The organism is Oceanobacillus massiliensis str. N'diop (assembly GCF_000285495.1).
GTDB classification, from domain to species: domain Bacteria; phylum Bacillota; class Bacilli; order Bacillales; family Amphibacillaceae; genus Oceanobacillus; species Oceanobacillus massiliensis.
On sequence record NZ_HE610978.1, the window covers coordinates 635,938 to 657,749 of the forward strand.

The 21,812-nt window shown below is 39.4% G+C and carries 23 protein-coding genes; 10 read left to right on the top strand and 13 right to left on the bottom strand.

Translation table 11 applies throughout. From position 1 onward, the window contains the following. Positions 1-181 precede the first annotated feature (181 nt). Positions 182-1,024 (top strand): aldo/keto reductase, encoded by an 843-nt coding sequence (locus tag OMHG_RS13035; RefSeq protein WP_010651319.1) that lies wholly within the window; start codon positions 182-184, stop codon positions 1,022-1,024. Between the two features lie 182 nt (positions 1,025-1,206). Here OMHG_RS13035 and OMHG_RS13040 read toward each other — a convergent pair whose 3' ends face one another. After that, positions 1,207-2,565 carry an MATE family efflux transporter gene (locus tag OMHG_RS13040; protein WP_010651320.1) on the bottom strand — a complete coding sequence of 453 codons (1,359 nt, stop codon included), beginning with the start codon at positions 2,563-2,565 and terminating at the stop codon, positions 1,207-1,209. Positions 2,566-2,766: 201 nt separating this feature from the next. Between OMHG_RS13040 and OMHG_RS13045 the strand changes: the two genes are divergently transcribed. Further along, positions 2,767-3,099, top strand: a complete 333-nt coding sequence (locus OMHG_RS13045) for a hypothetical protein (protein ID WP_010651321.1) — start codon at positions 2,767-2,769, stop codon at positions 3,097-3,099. Here OMHG_RS13045 and OMHG_RS18405 read toward each other — a convergent pair. Beyond that, positions 3,087-3,224: a hypothetical protein gene (locus tag OMHG_RS18405; RefSeq protein ID WP_154648240.1), complete on the bottom strand. Its 138-nt coding sequence runs from the start codon at positions 3,222-3,224 to the stop codon at positions 3,087-3,089. The genes OMHG_RS13045 and OMHG_RS18405 overlap by 13 nt on opposite strands. Positions 3,225-3,470: 246 nt before the next feature. Between OMHG_RS18405 and OMHG_RS13050 the strand changes: the two genes are divergently transcribed. Then, positions 3,471-3,974 (top strand): hypothetical protein, encoded by a 504-nt coding sequence (locus OMHG_RS13050; protein WP_010651322.1) that lies wholly within the window; start codon positions 3,471-3,473, stop codon positions 3,972-3,974. A gap of 195 nt (positions 3,975-4,169) precedes the next feature. Here the strand turns inward: OMHG_RS13050 and OMHG_RS13055 are convergent, their stop codons facing one another. From OMHG_RS13055 to OMHG_RS13065, 3 genes are all read right to left on the bottom strand, one after another. Next, the gene (locus OMHG_RS13055) at positions 4,170-5,522 is read right to left on the bottom strand and encodes a tripartite tricarboxylate transporter permease (RefSeq protein WP_010651323.1); all 1,353 of its coding nucleotides are present in this window, start codon (positions 5,520-5,522) and stop codon (positions 4,170-4,172) included. Between the two features lie 2 nt (positions 5,523-5,524). Continuing rightward, on the bottom strand, positions 5,525-5,761 hold the full coding sequence (locus OMHG_RS13060) for a hypothetical protein (RefSeq protein WP_010651324.1): 237 nt from the start codon (positions 5,759-5,761) through the stop codon (positions 5,525-5,527). 86 nt (positions 5,762-5,847) lie between these two features. After that, positions 5,848-7,110 (bottom strand): hydroxymethylglutaryl-CoA reductase, degradative, encoded by a 1,263-nt coding sequence (locus tag OMHG_RS13065; RefSeq protein ID WP_010651325.1) that lies wholly within the window; start codon positions 7,108-7,110, stop codon positions 5,848-5,850. A 395-nt stretch (positions 7,111-7,505) separates the two neighbouring features. Between OMHG_RS13065 and OMHG_RS13070 the strand changes: the two genes are divergently transcribed. Next, positions 7,506-8,111: a hypothetical protein gene (locus OMHG_RS13070; protein ID WP_237566188.1), complete on the top strand. Its 606-nt coding sequence runs from the start codon at positions 7,506-7,508 to the stop codon at positions 8,109-8,111. Between the two features lie 145 nt (positions 8,112-8,256). Here OMHG_RS13070 and OMHG_RS19095 read toward each other — a convergent pair whose 3' ends face one another. The 8 genes from OMHG_RS19095 to OMHG_RS13100 all read right to left on the bottom strand — a co-directional run bounded on the left by OMHG_RS19095 (position 8,257) and on the right by OMHG_RS13100 (position 16,469). Continuing rightward, a complete protein-coding gene (locus OMHG_RS19095) occupies positions 8,257-8,466 on the bottom strand; it encodes a hypothetical protein (RefSeq protein WP_010651327.1) in 210 nt (69 codons plus the stop codon). 171 nt (positions 8,467-8,637) lie between these two features. After that, positions 8,638-9,243, bottom strand: a complete 606-nt coding sequence (locus OMHG_RS13080; protein ID WP_237566189.1) for a hypothetical protein — start codon at positions 9,241-9,243, stop codon at positions 8,638-8,640. A 44-nt stretch (positions 9,244-9,287) separates the two neighbouring features. Next, positions 9,288-9,536, bottom strand: coding sequence for a phage antirepressor KilAC domain-containing protein (locus OMHG_RS19100; RefSeq protein ID WP_237566190.1), 249 nt, complete (start codon positions 9,534-9,536; stop codon positions 9,288-9,290). A gap of 295 nt (positions 9,537-9,831) precedes the next feature. Next, positions 9,832-12,714, bottom strand: a complete 2,883-nt coding sequence (locus OMHG_RS13085) for a DEAD/DEAH box helicase (protein WP_010651328.1) — start codon at positions 12,712-12,714, stop codon at positions 9,832-9,834. Positions 12,715-12,840: 126 nt separating this feature from the next. Continuing rightward, positions 12,841-13,230 (bottom strand): (deoxy)nucleoside triphosphate pyrophosphohydrolase, encoded by a 390-nt coding sequence (locus OMHG_RS13090; protein WP_010651329.1) that lies wholly within the window; start codon positions 13,228-13,230, stop codon positions 12,841-12,843. Positions 13,231-13,564: 334 nt separating this feature from the next. Beyond that, a complete protein-coding gene (locus OMHG_RS13095) occupies positions 13,565-15,247 on the bottom strand; it encodes a serine hydrolase domain-containing protein (RefSeq protein WP_010651330.1) in 1,683 nt (560 codons plus the stop codon). 523 nt (positions 15,248-15,770) lie between these two features. Continuing rightward, positions 15,771-15,899 (bottom strand): Sec-independent protein translocase family protein, encoded by a 129-nt coding sequence (locus OMHG_RS18410; protein ID WP_010651331.1) that lies wholly within the window; start codon positions 15,897-15,899, stop codon positions 15,771-15,773. A gap of 3 nt (positions 15,900-15,902) precedes the next feature. Continuing rightward, complete coding sequence (locus OMHG_RS13100) at positions 15,903-16,469, bottom strand: hypothetical protein (protein WP_010651332.1); 567 nt, start codon at positions 16,467-16,469, stop codon at positions 15,903-15,905. Positions 16,470-16,666: 197 nt separating this feature from the next. Here OMHG_RS13100 and OMHG_RS13105 point away from each other — a divergent pair, with 197 nt between their 5' ends. The 6 genes from OMHG_RS13105 to OMHG_RS13135 all read left to right on the top strand — a co-directional run bounded on the left by OMHG_RS13105 (position 16,667) and on the right by OMHG_RS13135 (position 21,511). Continuing rightward, positions 16,667-17,674, top strand: a complete 1,008-nt coding sequence (locus OMHG_RS13105; RefSeq protein ID WP_010651333.1) for a tetratricopeptide repeat protein — start codon at positions 16,667-16,669, stop codon at positions 17,672-17,674. Positions 17,675-18,259: 585 nt separating this feature from the next. Next, positions 18,260-18,637 carry a winged helix-turn-helix transcriptional regulator gene (locus OMHG_RS13115; RefSeq protein ID WP_010651335.1) on the top strand — a complete coding sequence of 126 codons (378 nt, stop codon included), beginning with the start codon at positions 18,260-18,262 and terminating at the stop codon, positions 18,635-18,637. A gap of 155 nt (positions 18,638-18,792) precedes the next feature. Further along, entirely contained in the window at positions 18,793-19,434 is a 642-nt protein-coding gene (gene hxlA, locus OMHG_RS13120) for a 3-hexulose-6-phosphate synthase (protein WP_010651336.1), read from the top strand. A 1-nt stretch (position 19,435) separates the two neighbouring features. After that, complete coding sequence (gene hxlB / locus OMHG_RS13125; RefSeq protein WP_010651337.1) at positions 19,436-19,990, top strand: 6-phospho-3-hexuloisomerase; 555 nt, start codon at positions 19,436-19,438, stop codon at positions 19,988-19,990. A 227-nt stretch (positions 19,991-20,217) separates the two neighbouring features. After that, positions 20,218-20,514 (top strand): hypothetical protein, encoded by a 297-nt coding sequence (locus OMHG_RS13130; RefSeq protein ID WP_010651338.1) that lies wholly within the window; start codon positions 20,218-20,220, stop codon positions 20,512-20,514. A 730-nt stretch (positions 20,515-21,244) separates the two neighbouring features. Continuing rightward, on the top strand, positions 21,245-21,511 hold the full coding sequence (locus OMHG_RS13135; RefSeq protein WP_010651339.1) for a DUF1292 domain-containing protein: 267 nt from the start codon (positions 21,245-21,247) through the stop codon (positions 21,509-21,511). Positions 21,512-21,812 lie beyond the last annotated feature (301 nt).

Sequence of the window (21,812 nt, forward strand, 5' to 3'; positions counted from 1 at the left end):
TCATTTGGCTTTCAATAGACACCTTACTATTGTCTTTATCTTATTATGGAAGTGAAATAGGGATTAGCTCCATGCCCTGCCATCCCTATTTTCTAATAATTTGCTTTATTATTGAAAATTCAACCACCATAGTGATATGCTCAGCATAGGAGATCCATAATTTAATAGAGGAGTGGTTAATGTGAGCAGGGCGATACCAGAGATTACATTAAATGATGGAATGACGTTACCAGTAGTTGGATTGGGTACCTATAATCTGAAAGGCAGTGACGGAGCAGCATCAATAACGAGTGCCATCGATTCGGGCTACCGGCTGATAGATTCCGCCTATAATTATGAAAATGAAGGAACGATTGGAGAAGCCGTACGGCGCAGTACCATTCCAAGGGAGGAGCTGCTTATAACTTCCAAACTCCCTGGCCGTTATCAGGAATACAGCAAAGCGGTGACAACCATTCAAGAATCGCTGTACCGTGCAAACCTTGATTACTACGATATATACCTTATCCACTGGCCGAATCCTAAACAGGATTTATATGTAGAAGCCTGGCAAGCGTTGATTGATGCGAAAAGATGGGGGCTTATCCGTTCCATTGGGGTCTGTAATTTTCTGCCCGAGCATCTCGAGCGACTGGAGAAGGAAACGGGAGTGAAGCCAAGCTTAAATCAGATTGAATTGCATCCCTTCTTCAATCAGGAAGAGCAAAGGAAGTGGCATGAAGAGAATCAGATTGCAACAGAATCCTGGAGCCCAATGGTCCGTGCCAGTGAGGTCTTCCATAATGAAACATTGAAAAGGATTGCCGAAGCAAAACATAAATCTATCTCACAGGTAATCTTACGCTGGCATTATCAGCTTGGAGCCATTTCCATACCGAAATCTGCATCACCCGAAAGGCAACGGGAAAATATCTCCATATTCGATTTTTCTTTGGATGACGAGGAAATGCGTACGATTGATGGATTAACCAGACCGGATGGAAGATTGGATGATCAAAATCCGGCGGTTTATGAAGAGTTTTAAATGGCTGAGCTTTAATGATGAAATCGGTTGAATGCTGATATATAGTGTATTTTCGCTGATATATCAATAAAACAGGCTGCTATCTTATCCGCATCGCAGTTTTTTGATACGTCACTCAAACAGCAATCTTATCACTAACAAAAATGGTTTACAGAGTCTCTCTGTAAACCATTTTCAACGAATCAGGCCCTGGCCTTCTTCATAGATATCTTCTTTAACCATGCTTGTGAATTCCAGCGTTTCCAAGCGAATATACCACGAAGCCATTCATCAAGTCCCTGGGCAAGCCAGACTCCGAGCAGACCCATGCCAAGTGCGACACCAAAGTAGTAACTGAGCAGGACAGCGACACCCCACATGGAAATCACACCGATTACTACCGGAAACTGGACATCACCCACTGATTTTAGCGAGCCCATCAGTACGATATTCATGGCACGGCCCGGTTCGATGAACACAATCGCCCATAATACTGGAAGGGCAATAGCAATGATGCTCGGATTGTCGGTAAACACAGTCAGGATTGGTTCTCCAATTAATGCAACGGCCAGCGAGGCGAATGCTGAGACCATGACAGCTATTTTTAACGTCTTTAAGCCTCGCTTTAGTGCCCTATCATATTCTCCGCCGCCCATATAGCGGGCAACCAGGAGCTGTGTGCCTTGAGCAATTGCCATCGTGAACAGGAAGCAGACCATCGATATGTTCAATATATAGACCCTTGCTGCCAATGCAGCGTCCCCTGTCATGGCCACAAAGCTCGTAATGACCACTTGGGAGAATTGATAGGAAAGATTCTCGCCGGCAGAAGGAATCCCGATCGTCAGCAGGCCTTTTACATCCTGCTTATTGATTTTGATGATATCCTTTAGATGGAACTTCAATGCCAGTCTTTTGTATACAAAGTAAAAGAGCGCAACAACCAGGAAGACCCTGGCAACGATAATCGAATAGGAAACCCCTATGACTCCCGTTACCGGAAAGCCAAACAATCCCTTGATAGCAATAAAATAACCGATGATGCTGATCACATTCATGATTACCGTAACAAACATCGTCTCTCTCGTATGTCCGTAACTCCTCAACACAGCACTCAGTGCCAGCGCAATAGCTTCGAGGAAAAGAGACATTCCTGTAACGGTCAGGAATGTATAGGCATAGTCATACACTTCCCCGCTCAACCCGTAAAATTGCAAAAACAGTCCGCCAAAGGCAACAGCTACAATCGTCATTATGAGCCCAACCCAGAAATTAATCCCAAATGCTGATCTGGCAAGACGCCTCGCCTCTTTAATCCGGTTCGCCCCCAGATTCTGGCCAACCAGGATGGTCGCACCGATTGCCGATACATTAAAGACCAAGATAAAGATATTGATGATCTGATTGGCCACCCCTACTCCAGCAACAGCATTATCAGCGTATCCGCTCAATATCAATGTCGCTGCAATACCCATGCTCATATGAAGCGAGATTTCAATGAAGAGCGGCCACGTAATGCTGAACAACGATTGATTCCGATACTTATTATTTTCTATAGTCAATTATATCCTTTTCTCCTTTTACATAAAAAATCACTACGGAACTTATTTTAATCCTCTTTGAGGCAAAAGGAAACATAAACTTTTCGACTTTTTGAGATTATTTTTGCACGCTGTTGCAATACAATCTATTCGATAAAACTGGCCATTCCAATTTATTTTATTTTCAATATAAAAAGAAGGATTTGGTAATTCCCTTTTTCTATGATTGCTTATGCTATGCAAGCCACCAGCTTTGGACCAGATCACATCCATGTGAATTCTCTATTTCCCGGAACCATCCTAACTCCTCTCATTAAGGAACTGGGAAGCCGTGGAGAAAGCGGAGTGGACGCTTTTAAGGAGAAGATGGGCGCCAAGCATCCAATCGGCTTCCTCGGCGAACCAATCGATGTTGCCTATGCCTCGCCTCCGACGAAGCCTGCTTCGAACTGGGGCACACCTGGCTGTCGATGGCGGCTATACTGCGAGATAAAAGCAAAAATGGACCCAGCAGGTAAACATAATCTGCTGAGTCCGGTGCTTTATTTAAAATAATTGATGAGGCTACTGATCACGATTATGGCAATTACAATTATAATCATGGTGCCGGGTCTTCCGAGGAATGTCCTGTCAAAGACATCCTGATCCTTTTCCCTTGTTTCATCCCTATTCTCTCTCATAGTTTGCCCCCTTTCTTTTTATGTTAACACACTTCTTATATAGTGTGAATATTGCGATTTCCTCAACAATATTCCTGATTTTTGCTCACATAACTTCAAATTTATCAAGACTGGAATTCAATTAAAATCATGTTAAAATTAATAAATCAGTGTGTAGAGATATTGGTATGTGTTTACTTACCAAAAATATATGTCTCATGATACGTCTACCATCTGAAATTTTATTTTTTTCGGAGGGTAAGAATTATGTATAGGGAAGATAGACTGCCACAAAATCCAAAAGAAGGTGTCTTATTTTTATTGATTATTTCAATCATCTCAGTGAACACCATCGCCCCGATTATTATGGGAATGCAACTAGGATTCAGTAAAGAAAATTACTTGGAAACGCTAAAGGTCATTCCGTTTATGTGGGTTATCGTCGTTTTGCTAGTTAGAATGGTTGCAGGACCAATAGCTACGAAGCTTATGAAACAATTTGCAGGAAAAACAGACGGATTTAACGCTAGAGTATTATTAAATATTTTATTTAATGTTACGATCTTATCACTTCTTCTTACAATTATAGGAAATTGGGTTGGTACGAAGCAAATCAGTCTGGAACCTTTTCAAAACTTCTTTCCAAATTGGTTCAGAAACTTTGGCGTCGCGTTTTGGATTGAACTGATAGTTGCACAGCCTATAGCAAGATTTGCAATGAAAAAATTACATGCAAAAAAGGCAAGTAAAGCTGAAGCAGTAAATCTATAAAAAATAATAAATACTCCCCGTCTCAGTTCATTGTATAGCCGATTGGTTTTGTTAATAACCAATCGGCTATTATTCTTTTTCAATTAGGAACATTTTCCATGTACCTTGTACAGTGCCTATATAATGTGGACGCCCCGTTATCTGCTGAAACTAAAAATAGGCCAGTCCATCAATAGGAACTGACCCCAGTATACTTCAGCTTAATACACCTAATAGCCATGGTGCTGCGTACAACACCATAAATAGTACGCCATAATTCACTCCATTTCGATGAAGCAATCCGGAAACCAGCGCAATTAGGATAACACCAAATATATTGAGCCATCCACCATCCATGAAGGCAAGCATAACAACCAGACCTGCAAAGAGTCCGATTAATGCCTCATGCGGAATTACCTTAAACACAAACGCACATATTTGGGCAGCGAATTTTATCGTTACATAAAATGTAATCAATAGCGCAATTGCTGCCCCGATTACCGTAGCCGTCATGATTTCACCCATCGAAAGAATGTGGTGGATATTATGTTCCGGAGTAAAGACAGGTGGTGCATTAAACAGTCCGGCAGCAGGACCGATTGCCATCGGCGAAAGTGGCAGACCAATCGCGATTAATGGAATAAGTGTCCCGGAAATATAAGAAGCATTGGTCAGTCCGTCCATGGTTGATATTGCCCTAGATGCCCTTTTAACCGGATCTTTAATATGCCTTGTTAGAAGTTCTCCGAGGAATACCGTCATTCCTACCGGTGTCAGAAAGAAAGTAACGGAGCCCAAGAAACTTCCAAATGCTGATGTCGCTGTTTCTTCTTTGGTAAGTATCTTAAACGGATTCGGAAATCCCTTTTCTTTCTTTGAATCTTTCAATTGAATCTCCTTATCTCCCAACCTCGGCAATTGTTTGCGATGTTCTTTATTTAAGAGCTCAAATAAGGTAAAGGCAATTGGACCTATCGTGATACCTAAGAAGAAGGAAACAAATACTGTCACATCTGGAGGAACAACTTCCAACCCCCAGTACAGATGCCTGAGTCCTTGTATCAATAAAGCAAAAGGAATAATAATGGACAGTGATAAAATCTTATTCTTTGTCATGAATGCCAGAAAGATTGCTCCAAGAAAAAAGATTAATCCAGCATATTCGCTGATTTTATCCGCATACGGAATGATCAGATTAGCAATCAAAAAGCTTGCCGGAATCGAGATCAGTGTTCCAATTACAGATCCGGATGACATTTTCTTGATACTGACATCCGGCATGCCATGTTTTTTCAGCACCATTGCGTGTTCAACCATTGGCGCTGCCATTACGCCTCCAGGGATTCCAGCAATGGCGACAGGAATGGAGTCCGTCAGTTTCTTCGCCACAATTGCCGCGATAAAAAATGCAAGAATAACATATGGAGAAATCCCCATCAGTGCGAGGGCAATCGTCACTGGAGCAAGCACCGCTGTTTCATCTGTCCCAGGGGCGATTCCTATAACTGTATAGATTACTGCCCCTGCTATACCAGCCAATACCATCTGAGAAATGATTATCATATCCATCGTTAATCATCAGCCTCCATTTCCGTGATTTTCCGTTTTGGCTTTATGACAACACTACTGATAATAAACCCGATCACGCCTCCAGCCAACCCGAAAATTAACGGCTGCGGTGCCTCTCCTGGAGCAAGCAAATATCCACCAAGTGAAAAAGTGATACATAATGCCATTGCAATACCAAGGTCTTTAATACTGACGTTATCTCCCCAAATATCAACATAGTTATCCTTCTCTTCTTTCACGTTCTTCCTCCTCTATCCCTAATTTTTACCCTTCCAAAGAAAACGCTTTCAATTGTGAACCAAGTAGATAGAATAATAGAATGTTATTATTCCTGATTGAGTGCTTTTACAAATTCCTTTATGTCATCATACCGAAAGCGTTGATGCTTGACTGCCATTTCTACCACGCTTTTGATTTGGTCACTGTTTGCTCCCGCCATTACGGCCATGTTTCTAGCGTGCAACTTCATATGTCCTTTTTGGATACCTTCCGTAGCCAATGCTCTTATGGCAGCGAAATTCTGCGCCAGACCTGCAGATGCCAGGATTCCCGATAGTCTTTCTGCTGTTTTCACCTGCATTAGCTTAATCGCAAGCTTCGCAACAGGATGGGACTGGGTAGCACCCCCTATTAAACCTACTGCCAGTGGAAGTTCTATTGTGCCGATTAAATTGTTGTTTGGTCCCCTTTCCCAATGTGTCAAGGCCCGGTAGTTCCCCGATATGGATGCATAGGCATGTGCTCCTGCTTCAATTGCTCTCGTATCATTACCAGTCGCAAGTGCCACTGCAGAAATCCCGTTCATAATACCTTTATTATGGGTTGCTGCTCGGTAAGGATCAACTATTGCCAATTCATATGCAAGCAGAAATCTCCTCATCGCATCCCCATCATCATTAAACGGATTATCAAAAGTCGCTCTTGCCCTCACAACTCGCTGGTCTGCCAGATTGGATATAATCCGTAAAACTACCTTTCCACCAGTCGTCTCCTCTATGAATGATGCCGCCGCTTCAGCCATTGTATTGACAGCATTGGCACCCATAGCGTCTTTTGTATCGACGAGCAGATGAACGACAACCATTTTTTCTTTCTCACTCTGAATAACCTGTACATCAATGTCCTTTGCCCCGCCACCAAAGGCTACTAGCGTGGGATCCTGCTCATTACAGATATCCAGAATTGTTTGCTTGTTTTCATAAATTAGTGCCAGAGCGGCATAAGGCGCCTCTAGATCAGTGATTTGAATCTGTCCCCTCATGATAGAACCGGTATAGGAAGTCTTAAACCCTCCATTAAGATATGTATATTTCGCTGCATTACTGGCAGCTGCTACTACAGAAGGTTCCTCCGTTGCCATCGGTAAAAACACATCTTCCCCATCCACCTTGAAGTTCATGGCAATCCCCAAGGGAATTGGCATATATCCAATAACATTCTCAATCATCCGATCCGCTTCATTTACAGTAAAACCTTCTGCCCCTTGAAGTACGCTCATTTCCTCCTCCGTTAAACGGATATGTTCTGATAACTTCTCAATCCTTGCTTCTGGGGACAATTCATAGAACCCAGGAATCCGCGATAACATGTCTATCCCTCCTTAAACGAAATTCTGTTGAGTTATATGCAAATTCACAATAACTCTAGCATTCCTTTATGTTTCTTATTGTTCAACTTTGTTGAATGAATTATATGCTTTCTTAATCATCGATATGATTGAATAGTTAGTTTTTTATTATAGCAGAATAGTCAAATAAATACATATTTTTGTAGACATTATATTTACAGAAAAGACATCATCTGATTGTTCCTATTATTATCTGTCAGAAGAAATCTAATTTATAGCAACACAATTTCTTGTACACCCGTTGCGATATAATAGGTATACACGTTTGAAGTTACTGTCGTGCAAATACAAATAAGGGGTTGTTAGTTTTGAGATTTAGCAAAGATAAAAGGATGGGTCTAATTATACTTTTAAGTATGATACTAGTACTCACAGCATGTGGGGATACCGACAAAAGCAGTGCTGAAGATAAAGAAAAAAGCACTGTATCAGGAGAAGAAAGTGATGAATCTTTAAATGTTGATAAGGGTCTGTTGAATGTTGAAGTAACTCTCCCGCCAAGTTTCTATGAGTCCGAAGATAAGGATATTGAAACGATTATTGAAGAGGCAGAAGCTGAAGAGGGAATCAAGGAAGTCACAGAAAATAGTGATGGCACCCTGACATATAAAATGTCCAAGTCAAAACATAAAGAAATGATGAAAGAAATGGAATCAGATATCAGTAGCACGATGGAAGAGATTGTAACTAGCGAAGATTATGTCTCCATTCAGGATGTCAAGGCCGATAATTCCTTTTCGGACTTCACCTTGGTAGTGGACCGGGAAGCATTTGAAAACAGTTTCGACGGATTCGCCTCATTGACACTAGGCATGAGCGGTATGCTTTATCAATTGTTCGATGGAGCATCGCCCGATGAATATAATGTAAAAATTTCCATTGAAGATGCTACAACTGGTGAAGTATTTGATACGGTGGATTATCCAGAAGCACTGGAAGAAACTGACCAGGCAGCAGAATAACCAAAAAACCCACTCTTTTAAAGAATGGGTTTTTTGGTTCGCTTTTTATTTTTACGATTAAACTTAACGCTTCTTTATGAAAAATTCAATCATAACCTTAAAAAGACTCGGCTTCCATATAGAAACCGGGAATTGCACTACAGGTTTATCTCGATGCTTTCGGCGGTTGGCAAACATCACATTTCCGCTGTTGTTTGTTCTTGAATTTGGTAAACGTCTTTTCAAACTTATTTCCACACGAACATTCAAACAGTAGCTTCTGTGAAAAGCCGTGATACTCTGTCGAAAGAAGCTTGCTTTCCGAGTTCTTCTCGACAAAACCCTTAATTTCGCTAATTGTCCATCGTTTATTCATCTCTCTTGCACCTCCATCTTTTTGTCAGTCGGAGGCTTTGGCGCATCCGTACAGAATGATAAGATTTTAATTACTGGCAAGGCTTTATTATATCATTGGTAGGTATGCATTGCTAAAACGTAATAAATTCTTTTTATTAAATAATATTTTTTGAACAGCCTATCGTACTGTTTAATTTAATATGCCTGTATCCCACGCCTGTATCCCAAACTTCAACAACTTCTTAGGCAAAATATCATCCAAGTGCTGGATATCTATATCTTGCAATTCTATTAAGTTAAATCCGTATTTTTCGTAAATCTCTATCTTTTTCTGCTTCCTTTCCGCATATTTAGGATCATTTTCCAATCCACAGTATTCTATGTAAACTTTTCCTACTGGTAAATAGAAGTCTGTATAAACATCTTCTTCAATTGGAAGCTTTCTTTCGTATGCATGAGCAATCTCAGACATATATAGCCAATTATCTATTAGCATTTCAGCTCTTGCATAATGACCGTCTGCACTTCTGTGTTTTGCTTCAAATTTTTCACGGAATCCTAATGATTTACTTTCTTCTGAATTAGATACAGGTTCAATCGTTTCTTTACCTTGTAACTCATCTATGGTTTCTACCAACCTTTTATTTTGTAAAATGTTTTTGGGCCAATTAACATAAGGTATACCCGTTTTGTCATATTCTAATTGTTTGCCACCAACGCTCAACCCCAGCTTGGTCAATACCCAACCTTTTACCGATTTTTGGACAAATCCCAATTCAGAAAGAATAGGGTTCATTTTAAATTTAGAAACTCCAAAATGGGTACTTAATGCCGTAGCGTTTAATAACGGTTCATTACTAGACTTAAAGTTTTTATTTCTTCACTCCAGGCTATATACTCCCCTATTCTTGGGTGTTTCTTTGTAATGCCACCAAGTTGTTTACCCTTTTCAGTTAGAATCCAATTATCATTCAGTCTTTCTATATAATTGTTATTGAGTAAAATTTGAAATACATCTTTAACTCCCATTTTTAATTCTTTAGAGAGCGCTGTGGTCGATAAATATTTAATTTTGTTCGTTATAGACACGAGTATCCCCCTGATTTACAAAATTTACTAATTTCATAGTACTTCTTATTCTGTTATCGGACAACCAAGGTAGAAAATTAAAGAACAAGATAAATAGAAGTATGCTTTTATGAAAGGTTAGCATTTTTCGAAAATATGGTAGCCTATTCTTTATGAAATCAGATGTGGCGATTATTGCCCAAAAAATAAATATTTCATTACTTAACCTTCAACACGAAAAGATTGGTGAGATATAAATTTCTAAATTATAAACGGCCCAATTCCTTTAAAAAGAATTGGGCCATTCATATCGATTCTACTCTAATCCATTCACAATGTAGTTATAAAGCTTACTTTCAACCGGTTGCTCCATTACCATATTCATGTGAACGACTGGCTTATTATCTGCCATTTTGTCTTGGTGAACCGAATCTTTATCTGGCTTTACTTCACCCATATAATAAAATCCTGTTCCCTCATCGTCATCTTTTTTCACAAATAAATGTACGTCTATGCTGTTATTCTCTGCATGAATAATCTTTTGGACTTCATCTGATTGCAAAGTTCTATTACTCCTCGTGTACCATTTAAATAATTCAGGGCTGATGAATTCGTCACCATAATCGACACTTGCTTCTACTTCATTATTTTTATGGTAGGTTACAAATATAGGACATGTTTGATGTTTTGGCTTGTAGCCATACATGGTAGAACTTTCATCTTTATCCCAATTTAGTAATTTACAAGAATCTTTTCTCGAATATTTCTCGTACAATGTTAGTGACTTGCCAGAATCATACTTTTTACTTTTTTCGATTCCTGTTTTAATAACATCTTCAAAAAGGCGTTTAAAGTAACTATTATTTTCAAGACTTTCTTTAATCTTGCTATTAAATGAATAGTTTTCACTTTTAAACTCTACAATTGGAACAGTACCGTACTTCTTTTTATCATTTTGTGAAAAGAAAGATAAACTCAGGATACGGTGCACAGATTGTAGAGTTGCTTGATCAACAAGACATTTAGACTCTTCAAGTAGGTGTATATAATCTCTGTTCGAAATTTTGCAATGACGCACTAGCTGATCTAGCAAAATCAACTCATGTTTTCGCTTACCTGGAAGAATTTCTAAAGAAAGCATTGTCAAAACACTATTCTCATAAGGAGTTATATTTGACACTTCTTCCTTCATCTTAAGTAAAAACAGATAATAATTCTTAAATTTATCAGCTATAACAACCGGGTCGATGGAGTGATTTGTTACAAAGTCATACAAATATGGGACTTTTCCTATTCTATTTTTTAATTCCATATATGCATCTTTAAGGATTTTTACTGCAGTTAGGTTACTATTATTAATCGATTTAAAAATTTGTTTTTTGGCTATCTCTTCAAAATTAATTGTAGAGACTCCTTTAATATAACTAGTTTCCGTTGTATTTCTACGAATATTATCCTTGTTCTGGGATTTATCTCCAGACAAAGCAATTGGTATTAAATAGTTATTTTTATAGTTACCGATAAAATCAATTATTGTAACAAATTCTTTTGAATCATGCTTCCTTAGCCCTCTTCCAAGTTGTTGAATAAAGATGATACTAGATTGTGTTTGGCGGAGCATGACAACTTGATTAATACTTGGTATATCAATCCCCTCATTAAAGATATCTACCGTAATGATGTAATCCAGGCTGCCATTTTCTAAACGGTTCACCTGATGTATCCTATCTTCTTGGGACGTATCTCCAGTTAAAGAAACTGTTCGTAATCCTTTATTATTTAAAGCTTCCGACAACTTAATTGCTTCTTCTTTTCTGCTACAGAACATTAATCCTCTTACACGTTCACCAGAAAAACCATAATAATTAATCTTATCAAGGATATGGTTTACCCGCTCTTCAGTAACGAGATAAGAAAGAATTGTTGCATCATCAATTAGCTCACCATTGTATTCTAAGTCCGTTACGCCAAAATAATGAAATGGACAGAGCATATCTTCTTCGAGCGCTTCTTGTAATCTAATTTCATAGGCGATATTGTAATCAAACAACTCAAAGATATTGAAATCATCTGTACGTTCCGGTGTTGCTGTCATTCCCATTAAAAATTCTGGATTAAAGTAATCTATTACTCTTAAATAGGATGCTGCGCCTGCTTTGTGAACTTCATCAATGAGGATATAATCAAATTCTTCTGGATCAAATTGATCTAGCATTTGTTGCTTGGAGATTGTTTGGATTGTTGCAAATAAATATTTTGCTTCTGTCTGCTTGCTGGAACCTGATAATATTCCAAAGTCTTTATCAATTCCCCCAGTAATCAATTGGAAATCAGACAAAGCCTTGTGTAATATTTGCTCTCTATGTACAATAAAAAGCATTTTTTTAGGTGCAAATCTTCTTACATCAAAAGCTGATAAATATGTTTTACCAGTACCAGTTGCTGAAATAACCAAGCCTTTATCATTACCCGCGTCTCGAACGGCTTGAATTTGTTCTAATGCAGCAATTTGCATCTTGTTTGGTTTGATTTCTAAAGCCTCTTTTAATGAATTAACCTTATATTCAGTTGGCAATTCAATGACTTTTTCTGCCTTTTTGAAGTCTATTGGTGTATAATTTTTCTCATAGTTTTCAATCCATTGGTCTGTTAATTGGTGGGCCTCATCCCAAACATCTTCAAATTGTCTCTTAAAATGGTTGATTACTTCTCCATTTTCATAAGATGTAAGTTTAACATTCCATTCATGATTTACTTGCAATGCATGTGCAGTTAGATTAGAGCTTCCAACTATTAACGAATAGAACTCCCTATGCTCAAAAATATAGCCTTTTGAATGAAAACCTGGGATATCCGTCATTTTCACCTCAACATTCGTGAGCTTCATTAATTCCTTAAATACTTTTGGTTGGTTAAAATGCAGGAAGGTTGACGTTAAAATTCTTCCTTTAATACCTTTTCTATCCAAATCAAGAAGATGTGATTTTAGAGTAGCAAGACCACCTTCCGTAATAAAAGCAACAGAAAACAGGAAGGAATTACAGCTATCCAACTCTTCAAGAATTGTTGATAATACGTTTTTATTCTGACTCGCGTTATTAATCAATAATTCTGGAATGTACCTACTTGACTTATTGTACTGCTGATCGATAAAACCTTTATGTAAAGAATCCTGTAAATCTTGGATAAAGTCTTCCATAATTACCACCAATCATTTCCAATTTATAGATTAATTTTACTATCCAATCTATTAAACCGCAAATGCCTCTCTAATAATTCAAAAACCTACTCCATAATTGGAATAGGTTTTCTAGAATACGTTAAACTATTCTGCTGTGAGTTTCTCAATAGCTGGTATATCAGCCGGGGCCCATTCCAACAAGGGAAGTTCTTTAGGAGATAGCCATTTAATAGAAGCATGTTCTGTTAATATAGGGTTTCCCTTTACTAGTTTACATTTATAAGTAGTTAAATGGACTATTCCAAAATCATATTCGTATACTGTAGCTTCAACTTGCTCTCCTATTTCAATTTCACATTTCATCTCTTCAATGATTTCTCTTCTAAGAGCTTCCTGTGGAGTTTCTCCAACTTCAATCTTACCGCCGGGGAATTCCCACAAATAAGGGAGTGATTTATCAGGTCCTCTTTGTGCACATAGGATTTTTTCATTCCTTATAATTACAGCTCCTACTACATGGATATCTTTTTTCATAGTTATTCATCCTAACTTCATTTGTATAAATTAAATTATATCTTGATCGTCTAAATATAACAAAATTATTCCTTGAATAAAGTTTTAATGAAAATATCATGCACGACAGTCTATCAGGCGTACTATCTATAGCTAAGAGAGAATTTATTTGTATAAATGGCTATTTAAAAAACTAAACCTTTAGCCAATTAAGTAATTTTTTAAGCTACAGATATAATATCCATTCTTCCTTCTTCAAGAGTTATATACGACTCTTTCGTGCAATACTTTCTTCATATAGTGAAAAAACTCGCCTATCAAATAGACGAGTTTTTATCCATTCCACTATCCTCTTTTAATACCCCCTAACTTCCCAACTATCACTACTCAGCTCGAACCTAAGCTTCTCTCCATTTGCGTCGACAAGCTTGGCGTCCGATACATACCAGCCGCGTCCGTTATAGTACGTGTCGGTGGAATATCGGAATCTTATTTCGGTTGTTCCTGCCGGGATAGTAACACTTTCACGCAGCCATCCGTCACTATAGCCATTATATTCTGTGATGGTTGTCCAATTTTCTCCGTCATCGGTCACTTCCACATAGCCATAATCTGCTCGTTCCTCTGTTCGGAACCATGTATTAAAGGAAAGATATGCCTCTTCTGTCAGGTCCACTCCTGCTTTCAGCGTGTTTTCGCTATTCCCGCCATAGCCAGAGAACCAGGCAGGTTGTTTGCCGGGAATTCCAACCTGGATCGATTCTGCCACCTGTTTGGCAAAGTCCCTCCGAATTGGATTGATGGTTCCCATATCTCGGGAAGGGTGTACACGGTTCGTCAATAGGATGGCAATTGTTTCATTATCAGGATTGATGACGATTGATGTTCCGGTATAGCCTGTATGCCCAAGGGAGTTTGTTTCGGTAAGTCCTTCCATGTACCACATCTGGTTCATCTCCCAGCCGAGTCCATGATCATTATCGACAAACCCGGGAATCTGGTTCGTGGTCAGCATCTCCACTGTTTCCGGTTCGATAATTTGTTTTCCTTTATACCTACCTTCATTCAAGTACATTTGGGCAAGGATAGCCAGGTCCTTTGCCGTGGAGAATACGCCGGCATGTCCTGCGACTCCATCCAGATAGTAAGCTTTTTCATCGTGTACTGTTCCCAAGATGATTTCTCTCCCTGTCCATGGTTGGAATTCTGTTGCAGCAATCCGGTCATTCAGGGATGCTGGAGGATTGTACATGGTATCCCTCATGCCAAGTGGTCTGGTAATTTCTTTTTCCACAAATTCATCAAGTCGCATACCACTCAGGCGTTCGACCAGAACTCCAAGCGTAATCATACCTAGGTCACTATATGTGTAGACTTCACCGGGTTCGTTTGCAAGCGGATATTCAAGCACATATTGGAGTCTGTCCTCCCTATCGCCTTCCTGCTCGTCAACCGGGGCACTAGCAGGCAATCCGGAAATATGAGTCATCAGTTGGCGAATAGTGACATTGCCTTTTCCGCCTGCCGCAAATTCAGGTATGTGCTCTGCAACCGGATCATCCAGTTCAAATAATCCTTGTTCATAGAGAATCATTGCTGCAGTCGTTGTAAATATTTTACTGATTGATGCCAGGTCAAATAGTGTATCTTCCGTCATCTCCACAGGATCATCGACCAATTGAAATTGATCATCTGCATATAGATAGGAATGTCCATACGCACCAGTCTGCACAATGGAACCGCTGCGGGAAACGAGTGTTACCGCACCGGGAGTCAGCCCGCTTTCGATATAGTCTTCCATAACATGATCAATTTCCTCAAGAGGCGCTTCACGCATCCCTACCGATCTTGCGGAGCCATTATTCAGGATGGGTGTGCTTTTGGCTGGATTTCCCCATGAATATTTCGTGTTATGCTTTCCGGGTGCTTCAGTAACTGTGCCGGAATTCCGGCTCGTTGTCTCTTCAGCATTCACTGGGCTGAAGACCATCGTGACGATTAACAATAGTGCAAAAAACATCGAAAAACTTCGCTTCATTTAACTCCTCCTCAGAAAATAGTTAAAATTCTTACAATAATTTTAACTTTAAGCAGAGAAAGAATCTATCAAGCTTTAGTAGCATATCCTTTCCATTTCTCCTACCAGGAACCCGAAAGATTTGAAAATATTGGTATTTCTTATATTGTTTAAGGTTCTACAGCAAGCGGCAGGATAGCTGAGCGGCGCCAGAACTTTTAATTGATTCCAAAGATATTAATAAAGTGAGGGATTTAAATAACTTTGTCAGGGCAGAACTAACGGATTTCTTTCTGCTGGTTCTCTCAAAAAGCAGATGCCACTTCATTACCAGCTCATTTGATAATGAGAAGGGTCTTTATAAATATCTCTATCAATTTGCACAGCCTTTTATGCCATCCATAAGCTAAGTATTTTCACATAGAGTACCGTGTTTACGTTTCTCCATTCACCAAGAAAATGCACAAATCCCAACTATAGGATTTGTGCACATTAAAGATACCATGTATAAAATGAGTTTTGTGGTATCAGCAATATTGATTCACTAAGCTCTTTTCCCGTCAGTCTTCTCCCCTTCCAGATTGGACGAATCTTCCTCAAGTAAATAACTGGTGGTTTTCTTGAATTCTCGAAGGGTTTGGCCGGCTGCTTTAAACATAATATAATCAATCAAATACTACCCTCCGTACACTTCCTTTGCATTCAAAAGCTTCTCCAGCTTTGCTTTCAGATCTTCATTCGTAATGATGCAGCTTAACGTCCCTAATCTTGTCTTTATCCTTAATTCGTGTTTGTCATTGACTACTTTTGAGTGTCCATAGTATCTATGATTAATATCAATTGGAACAAATGTATAAGATTGGATACTTTTCCACGATGCAAATCGGGCACCGCATAGTACGCCAGCTTCTGTCACTGCAAATAAATTCAGGAAATCGGATAATCGCAAAACAGGTAGCAAGATAAGAAAATAGAGCATGACAGAGTCAGCAAACTGAACTTGCCAAATCAATATCAGCATTCCGGTGATATATAGCAGAAGTAAAATATAGAAGATGATGCCAGTTTTTTGACCGGAATAGGACGGAGGTTTTACGGTTTTCTGAGGCTCTTTACGAATTGATTTTAATTCTTCAACAGTTGCAGGCAATATGACAGACTGATCTAATCTGATTAGAACCTGTGTTATCCTGTAGACATAATAAATTAATATAGCAATGAAAATCCATATCATAACATTCATCCAATCACCCACATATGTTTATTTTTTGTTACATTATATACGTAGAACCAGCTAAATAAGTTTCAATTCCTCTTGGACGGCATCTTTAAAGGCTATAATAGGTGTGGCCAGGCCTGGGAGTGAAATTATCATAAATTGAGAGGGCAGACCTGCTGAAACTATTACAGAAACCTACCATAGAAAGGAACTTTTACTTCATGAATATTCACCAGCTCCAAAACGAACTCTCCATACAAGGCTTTAAGAATGCAGCAGTTTTCCTGCCCAAGGCTGTTCAGCAGAATGGGAATACAGTTGAAGCAATCCGCAAGATTTTCGAATACTGTCAGGAGAAAACCATGAACCTATCCGGCGATATTGAAATCCTCTATGCCCAGGTACGTGCCCTGTCTACCTTTGACGAAGCCTATCATGATATCTTATTGCGGGATTTGCAATTCATCCTAGAGGAGCTTCTTACACCGGCAAAAGATGAAAGAGGCATATTTTTAGAAGCGGATGATTTGCAGGAGGCAAAATCAATATATCAGCAGGCAATGCTTGCAGATCCGGATGCACAGTTTTCACTAGGTCATTTCTATAATTCATTCGGACGGGACGATTGGGCATTAGTCTGGTTTGAAGCGGCAACGGCGGCAGGTAACTTGGATGCCCTATACTGGATTGGCAATTATTACTTTGATGGCATTGTTGTCGGGAAGAGTTTTGAAAAGGCATTCCATTGTTACAGGAAAGCTGCATTGGAAGGACATCCTGATGCGATGAACAATTATGCAGACATGTACTTCCGCGGCGAATATGTAAAGAAGGATGTTAAGCGTGCATATGAGCTGTTTTCCCAAGCTGCCGAGCGAGGTGTTCCTGAGTCCATGTATACGGTTGGCTATATGTATACGAACGGGATTGGGACTGAAAGGGATCTGGAGAAGGCGAAGCATTGGATTAAGCAATCCGCCCTTTCCGGTGATAGCTATGCAGCCAATCATCTCGGTCAGGAAGCCTTCGAAGCGGACAATGGTGAAGAAGCGCTCCGCTGGTTCCAGATAGCCGCAGACAGGCAGGACCCTGTCGGCAAATTCAACCTTGGCTATTGCTATGAATCCGGTGTCGGCACCTCCGTAAACATGAAAAAAGCAAAAACTTTATACCAGCAGGCTGCACTGCTGGGAGATGCGGAAGCGAAGGAAAGGCTGAAGGATCTGTAATCTGGCAATTAGGTACAGTTTTTGTTGGAACTGCTTTTCACGATGCTTTTTCTGCCGCTTTCCCTTCCCAATTTATGGCCTATTCTATTAAAATTAAATTCACTTCTCAAAAATTGCTGTTTTTACATAAAAATATAAACTAGCTATTGCATCACATTTTCTATCAATGCATTCGCAGAAACAATAACGCTTATAAAAAGAGCCTAAATTAAAAATAACAATAAAGGAGCTAACTATATGGTTGCTTTTCTGGAAAATTTAAAAGCACTGGCTTTTTTGTTAATATTTATTTCCAGCTATTTTTACTATAGGAAACTAAAAATAACGAAAAGGGAGAAAAAACTTTCTGTAATTGAAATGAGCCTGTATATCATTACTTCGATTGCGCTCCCTGCATATGCTTTTCTATATTTGCTTCTCCTTTTAGCTACCTAAACCGGACACATTCAATTACAGAACCATAAGCCGTTATGGTATACAAATCTTATCTCTCTCACGTATACTATCTATTACTAAGGCAGTATATTTTCTGTATATAGTATACAAAAGTATACTGTAATCTGGATTAGATGGAGGATTGTTTCCATGGATTATGGGCGTGAAAGAGAATTTAATTGTGAGAAGGAACTAACCCTTTCCGTTATCGGCGGGAAATGGAAAATGCTGATTCTTTGGCATTTGGGCAGTGAGGGAACGAAGCGGTTTAATGAACTAAAACGACTTATTCCAGGAATTACACAACGTATGCTCACCACACAGCTCCGTGAATTGGAATCCGATTTCCTTGTTCACCGGGAAGTATATCCGGTTGTTCCGCCAAAGGTCGAATACTCATTGACAGTACAGGGAAAATCACTCCGCCCCCTGCTCGAGCAGATGACAAAGTGGGGTATATCCTATAAGAATTTCTTAGATGAGCATGTACCTAATTCCATAACCATAAAAGAAACAGCAGCTAAATAGCCTGCAGCAAGTGATGGATTTCTTCCATCACTTTTTTTGGCTTGTGACGGTATACTTTTCAGCACTATATGATTTCAATGTGCGTACTTATAAATTTCAAGCTAAAGCATTATACTAGGTGTGCAGAAAATAATAGCCCAAAGGAGAAATCATACATGAAATTACAATTAGCACTGGATCTAGTTAATATTCCGCAAGCCATTGAGTTGGTAGAAGAAGTTAAAGACCACATCGATATTGTTGAAATTGGTACACCAATCATTAATATAGAAGGTCATAAGGCAGTAAGAGAAATCAAATCTGCATTTCCTGACCTCGAAGTTCTGGCAGACGTAAAAATCATGGATGCCGCTGGATATGAAGTAGCTAACGCTTCTAAGGCCGGCGCTGACATTGTTACCATCCTGGCTCAGGCAGAGGATGCATCGATTAAAGGTGCTGTAGAAGAAGCGAAAAATCAAGGGAAACAGATTCTTGTGGATATGATTGCTGTAAAAGATGTTAAAACCCGTGCACAAGAGCTTGATGAATTAGGCGCTGACTATATTTGCGTGCATACAGGCTATGATTTACAGGCAGAAGGAAAAGATTCATTTGAAGATCTGCGTACCATCAAGAGTGTTGTTAAGAATGCGAAAACAGCAATCGCTGGTGGAATCAAGCTGGAAACTTTACCAGAGGTCATTAAAGTACAACCGGATCTGATTATTGTTGGCGGCGGAATTACTGGCAAGGACAATAAAAAAGAAGTTGCAGCTGAAATGCAGCAGCTCATTAAAGCTGGCACAGCAGAATAACATGCAAACAACTGCCTATACAAAAGATATTCTCGCTGAGCTTGGCCATACGATGGAACAAATTGATGACACGGAAGCGGAAAAGCTGTCAGAAGGAATTCTCCATGCAAAAAAGATATTCGTCGCCGGCAGCGGCCGTTCCGGTCTCATGGCAAAGGCTTTCGCGATGCGCATGATGCATGTTGGACTTGATCCATATGTAGTTGGTGAAACGATAACACCGAATCTCGAGCCCGAAGATATTCTTATCATCGGCTCTGGTTCCGGGGAGACCAAAAGCCTGCTCTCTATGGCAGAAAAGGCAAGAAGTATCGGTGCAGCAATTGCACTGGTGACAACCAACCCAAAATCTGCAATCGGTCAGTTATCGGAAATCACCATTGATATTCCGGCCCAGGCAAAAGCAGAAGGCACGAGCGGGAAATCCATTCAGCCAATGGGTTCCCTGTTTGAGCAATCCCTTCTATTATTTTATGATTCGGTTATTTTGCGATTTATGGACAAAAAGGAGCTGCACTCCGATACGATGTATGGAAGGCACGCTAATTTAGAATAGGTTGATATCACAGGTCAGGAGCAGCGTTTTCGATTTTTGAAGCGGTGTTCCTGGACTTTTCTTTTATTCCCTCGAACATATCAAATCAGCTATTTTTTTATCAGACTGACAGAAACGTAAATAATGATTTGATTTTCACAATAAGATGGTATATTAATATTGGAATTACATACGGACTATTTCTCAAATGGAGAATGAGCCGCAATAACTAATAAGGAGGGCAAAAAATGGAATTCGATTTCTTTTGGTTGGCCATCGGATTGGCAGCTTTGGGCTATTTCATCGGGGACGGCCTGAAAAACTTTAAAAATCCTGCCGCAAAAGGTCTGATAGAATCGCTGGATGATGATGACTCACATGAATTGCTCAAGGAAAATCAGATTCACTGGTTTATGGGCATTTCTAAAGAAGATGTAAAATCTTTGCTGCAGGAATATCCTGATATTCCGCATATCACGATTAATGGCAATGTATATTATCCCAAAGAAAAACTGCGTGAATGGCTGATAAATATTGGAGCATAATGGACTGGGGACAGATTGTGTGTCCCCACCCTTCAGTTAATTCTCCTTCTGCTAGTCCAGATTCCACATTAAGCGCATCACAAACATGCAGCTTTTTTACCTCATCCCCGATTAAGGCATCATTCTAAGCATGAAGCCCTTCTTTAAAACTCCAAAAACTGCTTGCCCTGGGTTAATTTTTGCATTATTATCCAGATTCGAGTAAAACTAGAGATAAGAATACCAATATGAAACAAGGTCCTTTTCTCGAAGATTGCTGCTTTTAGATTAAATCTATAATCTGTGAAGTAACAGACTCTGCCGATTTCCGCTACGGGCAGTCGCTTTCCACGGCAGGCAACACTTCAGCTTCCTCAGAAGCAAGCCCGGCTTCTTGCGGGATCTTCAGCCGTTGCTTTTCCCGCTGGAGTCGACTGCCCTGCGCTACAATCCATCTCACAGAAATGATTATTTATAGAATTAATAATTAAGAATGATAAGGTGTTGAACCTCTCAACACAACGGAGGAAATACACGGAGACTCCAGCGGGAAAGCGAAGACGCTAAGACCCCACAGAGAGCGAACTTTGCGAGCGAGGAGGCTTAGCGCGAGCCTGCGGAAAGCACATTGGATTTTCGGAGTGAGGAAAAAGTACCTATCATTTCTTGTTACGTCGCAGTTTCTAATGCAAAGTTTAGAAACAGCAATACTTACGAAAACAGCCTTAAATAAAGACGGAGGATGATTCATATGGATAAAATTGAAGTTGGCGAGGTATTTACGATTGCTGATGAAACCGATCAGGACCAGGAAGTGGAAGTATTGGCAAAGGTGACGTTAGAAGATACAGACTATGTTGCTGTCAGCTTTGTTGAAGATCTGAAAGAGGATAATGAAGAGGACATTGATCTCTTTTTTCTCAAAATTGACGATGATGGTGAGTTATCTGCTATTGAAACCGATGAAGAATTCGATAAAGTATCTGAGGCTTTTGATGAAATCCTGGATGAGGAATGATAAACGTTAACTCTTACGGCTCTGTTTTAGAATAGAAGACGTTAATTCACTCCTTTTTATTATATGGATACTAGAAGTTTCACTTTTGCAATCGGCTGCTTCCTTTTAAGTGAAGCAGCCATCAAATCAAAAAGAATCCCTATCATCATGAACATAAAATATAGTCCACTTTTTACATTTTAAAAATCCCCTATAAAAGATACTCGGTCTTCTAATTCCCATTTGATTATTATTGGTTTTCAAATAGGAAATCAGCGCGTTAATTTATCTAAAAATTTAGATTTAACTATATTTAACCTTC

Excerpts from the sequence above, each read along its gene's own strand:
- OMHG_RS13065 (WP_010651325.1), bottom strand. The coding sequence starts at position 7,110 with ATGTTATCGCGGATTCCTGGGTTCTATGAATTGTCCCCAGAAGCAAGG.
- hxlA (WP_010651336.1), top strand. The coding sequence starts at position 18,793 with ATGAAATTACAATTAGCACTGGATCTAGTTAATATTCCGCAAGCCATT.
- OMHG_RS13115 (WP_010651335.1), top strand. The coding sequence starts at position 18,260 with ATGGATTATGGGCGTGAAAGAGAATTTAATTGTGAGAAGGAACTAACC.
- hxlB (WP_010651337.1), top strand. The coding sequence starts at position 19,436 with ATGCAAACAACTGCCTATACAAAAGATATTCTCGCTGAGCTTGGCCAT.
- OMHG_RS13050 (WP_010651322.1), top strand. The coding sequence starts at position 3,471 with ATGTATAGGGAAGATAGACTGCCACAAAATCCAAAAGAAGGTGTCTTA.
- OMHG_RS13085 (WP_010651328.1), bottom strand. The coding sequence starts at position 12,714 with ATGGAAGACTTTATCCAAGATTTACAGGATTCTTTACATAAAGGTTTT.
- OMHG_RS19095 (WP_010651327.1), bottom strand. The coding sequence starts at position 8,466 with ATGAATAAACGATGGACAATTAGCGAAATTAAGGGTTTTGTCGAGAAG.
- OMHG_RS13105 (WP_010651333.1), top strand. The coding sequence starts at position 16,667 with ATGAATATTCACCAGCTCCAAAACGAACTCTCCATACAAGGCTTTAAG.
- OMHG_RS13090 (WP_010651329.1), bottom strand. The coding sequence starts at position 13,230 with ATGAAAAAAGATATCCATGTAGTAGGAGCTGTAATTATAAGGAATGAA.
- OMHG_RS13045 (WP_010651321.1), top strand. The coding sequence starts at position 2,767 with ATGATTGCTTATGCTATGCAAGCCACCAGCTTTGGACCAGATCACATC.
- OMHG_RS18405 (WP_154648240.1), bottom strand. The coding sequence starts at position 3,224 with ATGAGAGAGAATAGGGATGAAACAAGGGAAAAGGATCAGGATGTCTTT.
- OMHG_RS13130 (WP_010651338.1), top strand. The coding sequence starts at position 20,218 with ATGGAATTCGATTTCTTTTGGTTGGCCATCGGATTGGCAGCTTTGGGC.
- OMHG_RS13135 (WP_010651339.1), top strand. The coding sequence starts at position 21,245 with ATGGATAAAATTGAAGTTGGCGAGGTATTTACGATTGCTGATGAAACC.
- OMHG_RS13070 (WP_237566188.1), top strand. The coding sequence starts at position 7,506 with ATGATACTAGTACTCACAGCATGTGGGGATACCGACAAAAGCAGTGCT.
- OMHG_RS13080 (WP_237566189.1), bottom strand. The coding sequence starts at position 9,243 with ATGAACCCTATTCTTTCTGAATTGGGATTTGTCCAAAAATCGGTAAAA.
- OMHG_RS13095 (WP_010651330.1), bottom strand. The coding sequence starts at position 15,247 with ATGAAGCGAAGTTTTTCGATGTTTTTTGCACTATTGTTAATCGTCACG.
- OMHG_RS13100 (WP_010651332.1), bottom strand. The coding sequence starts at position 16,469 with ATGAATGTTATGATATGGATTTTCATTGCTATATTAATTTATTATGTC.
- OMHG_RS13055 (WP_010651323.1), bottom strand. The coding sequence starts at position 5,522 with ATGGATATGATAATCATTTCTCAGATGGTATTGGCTGGTATAGCAGGG.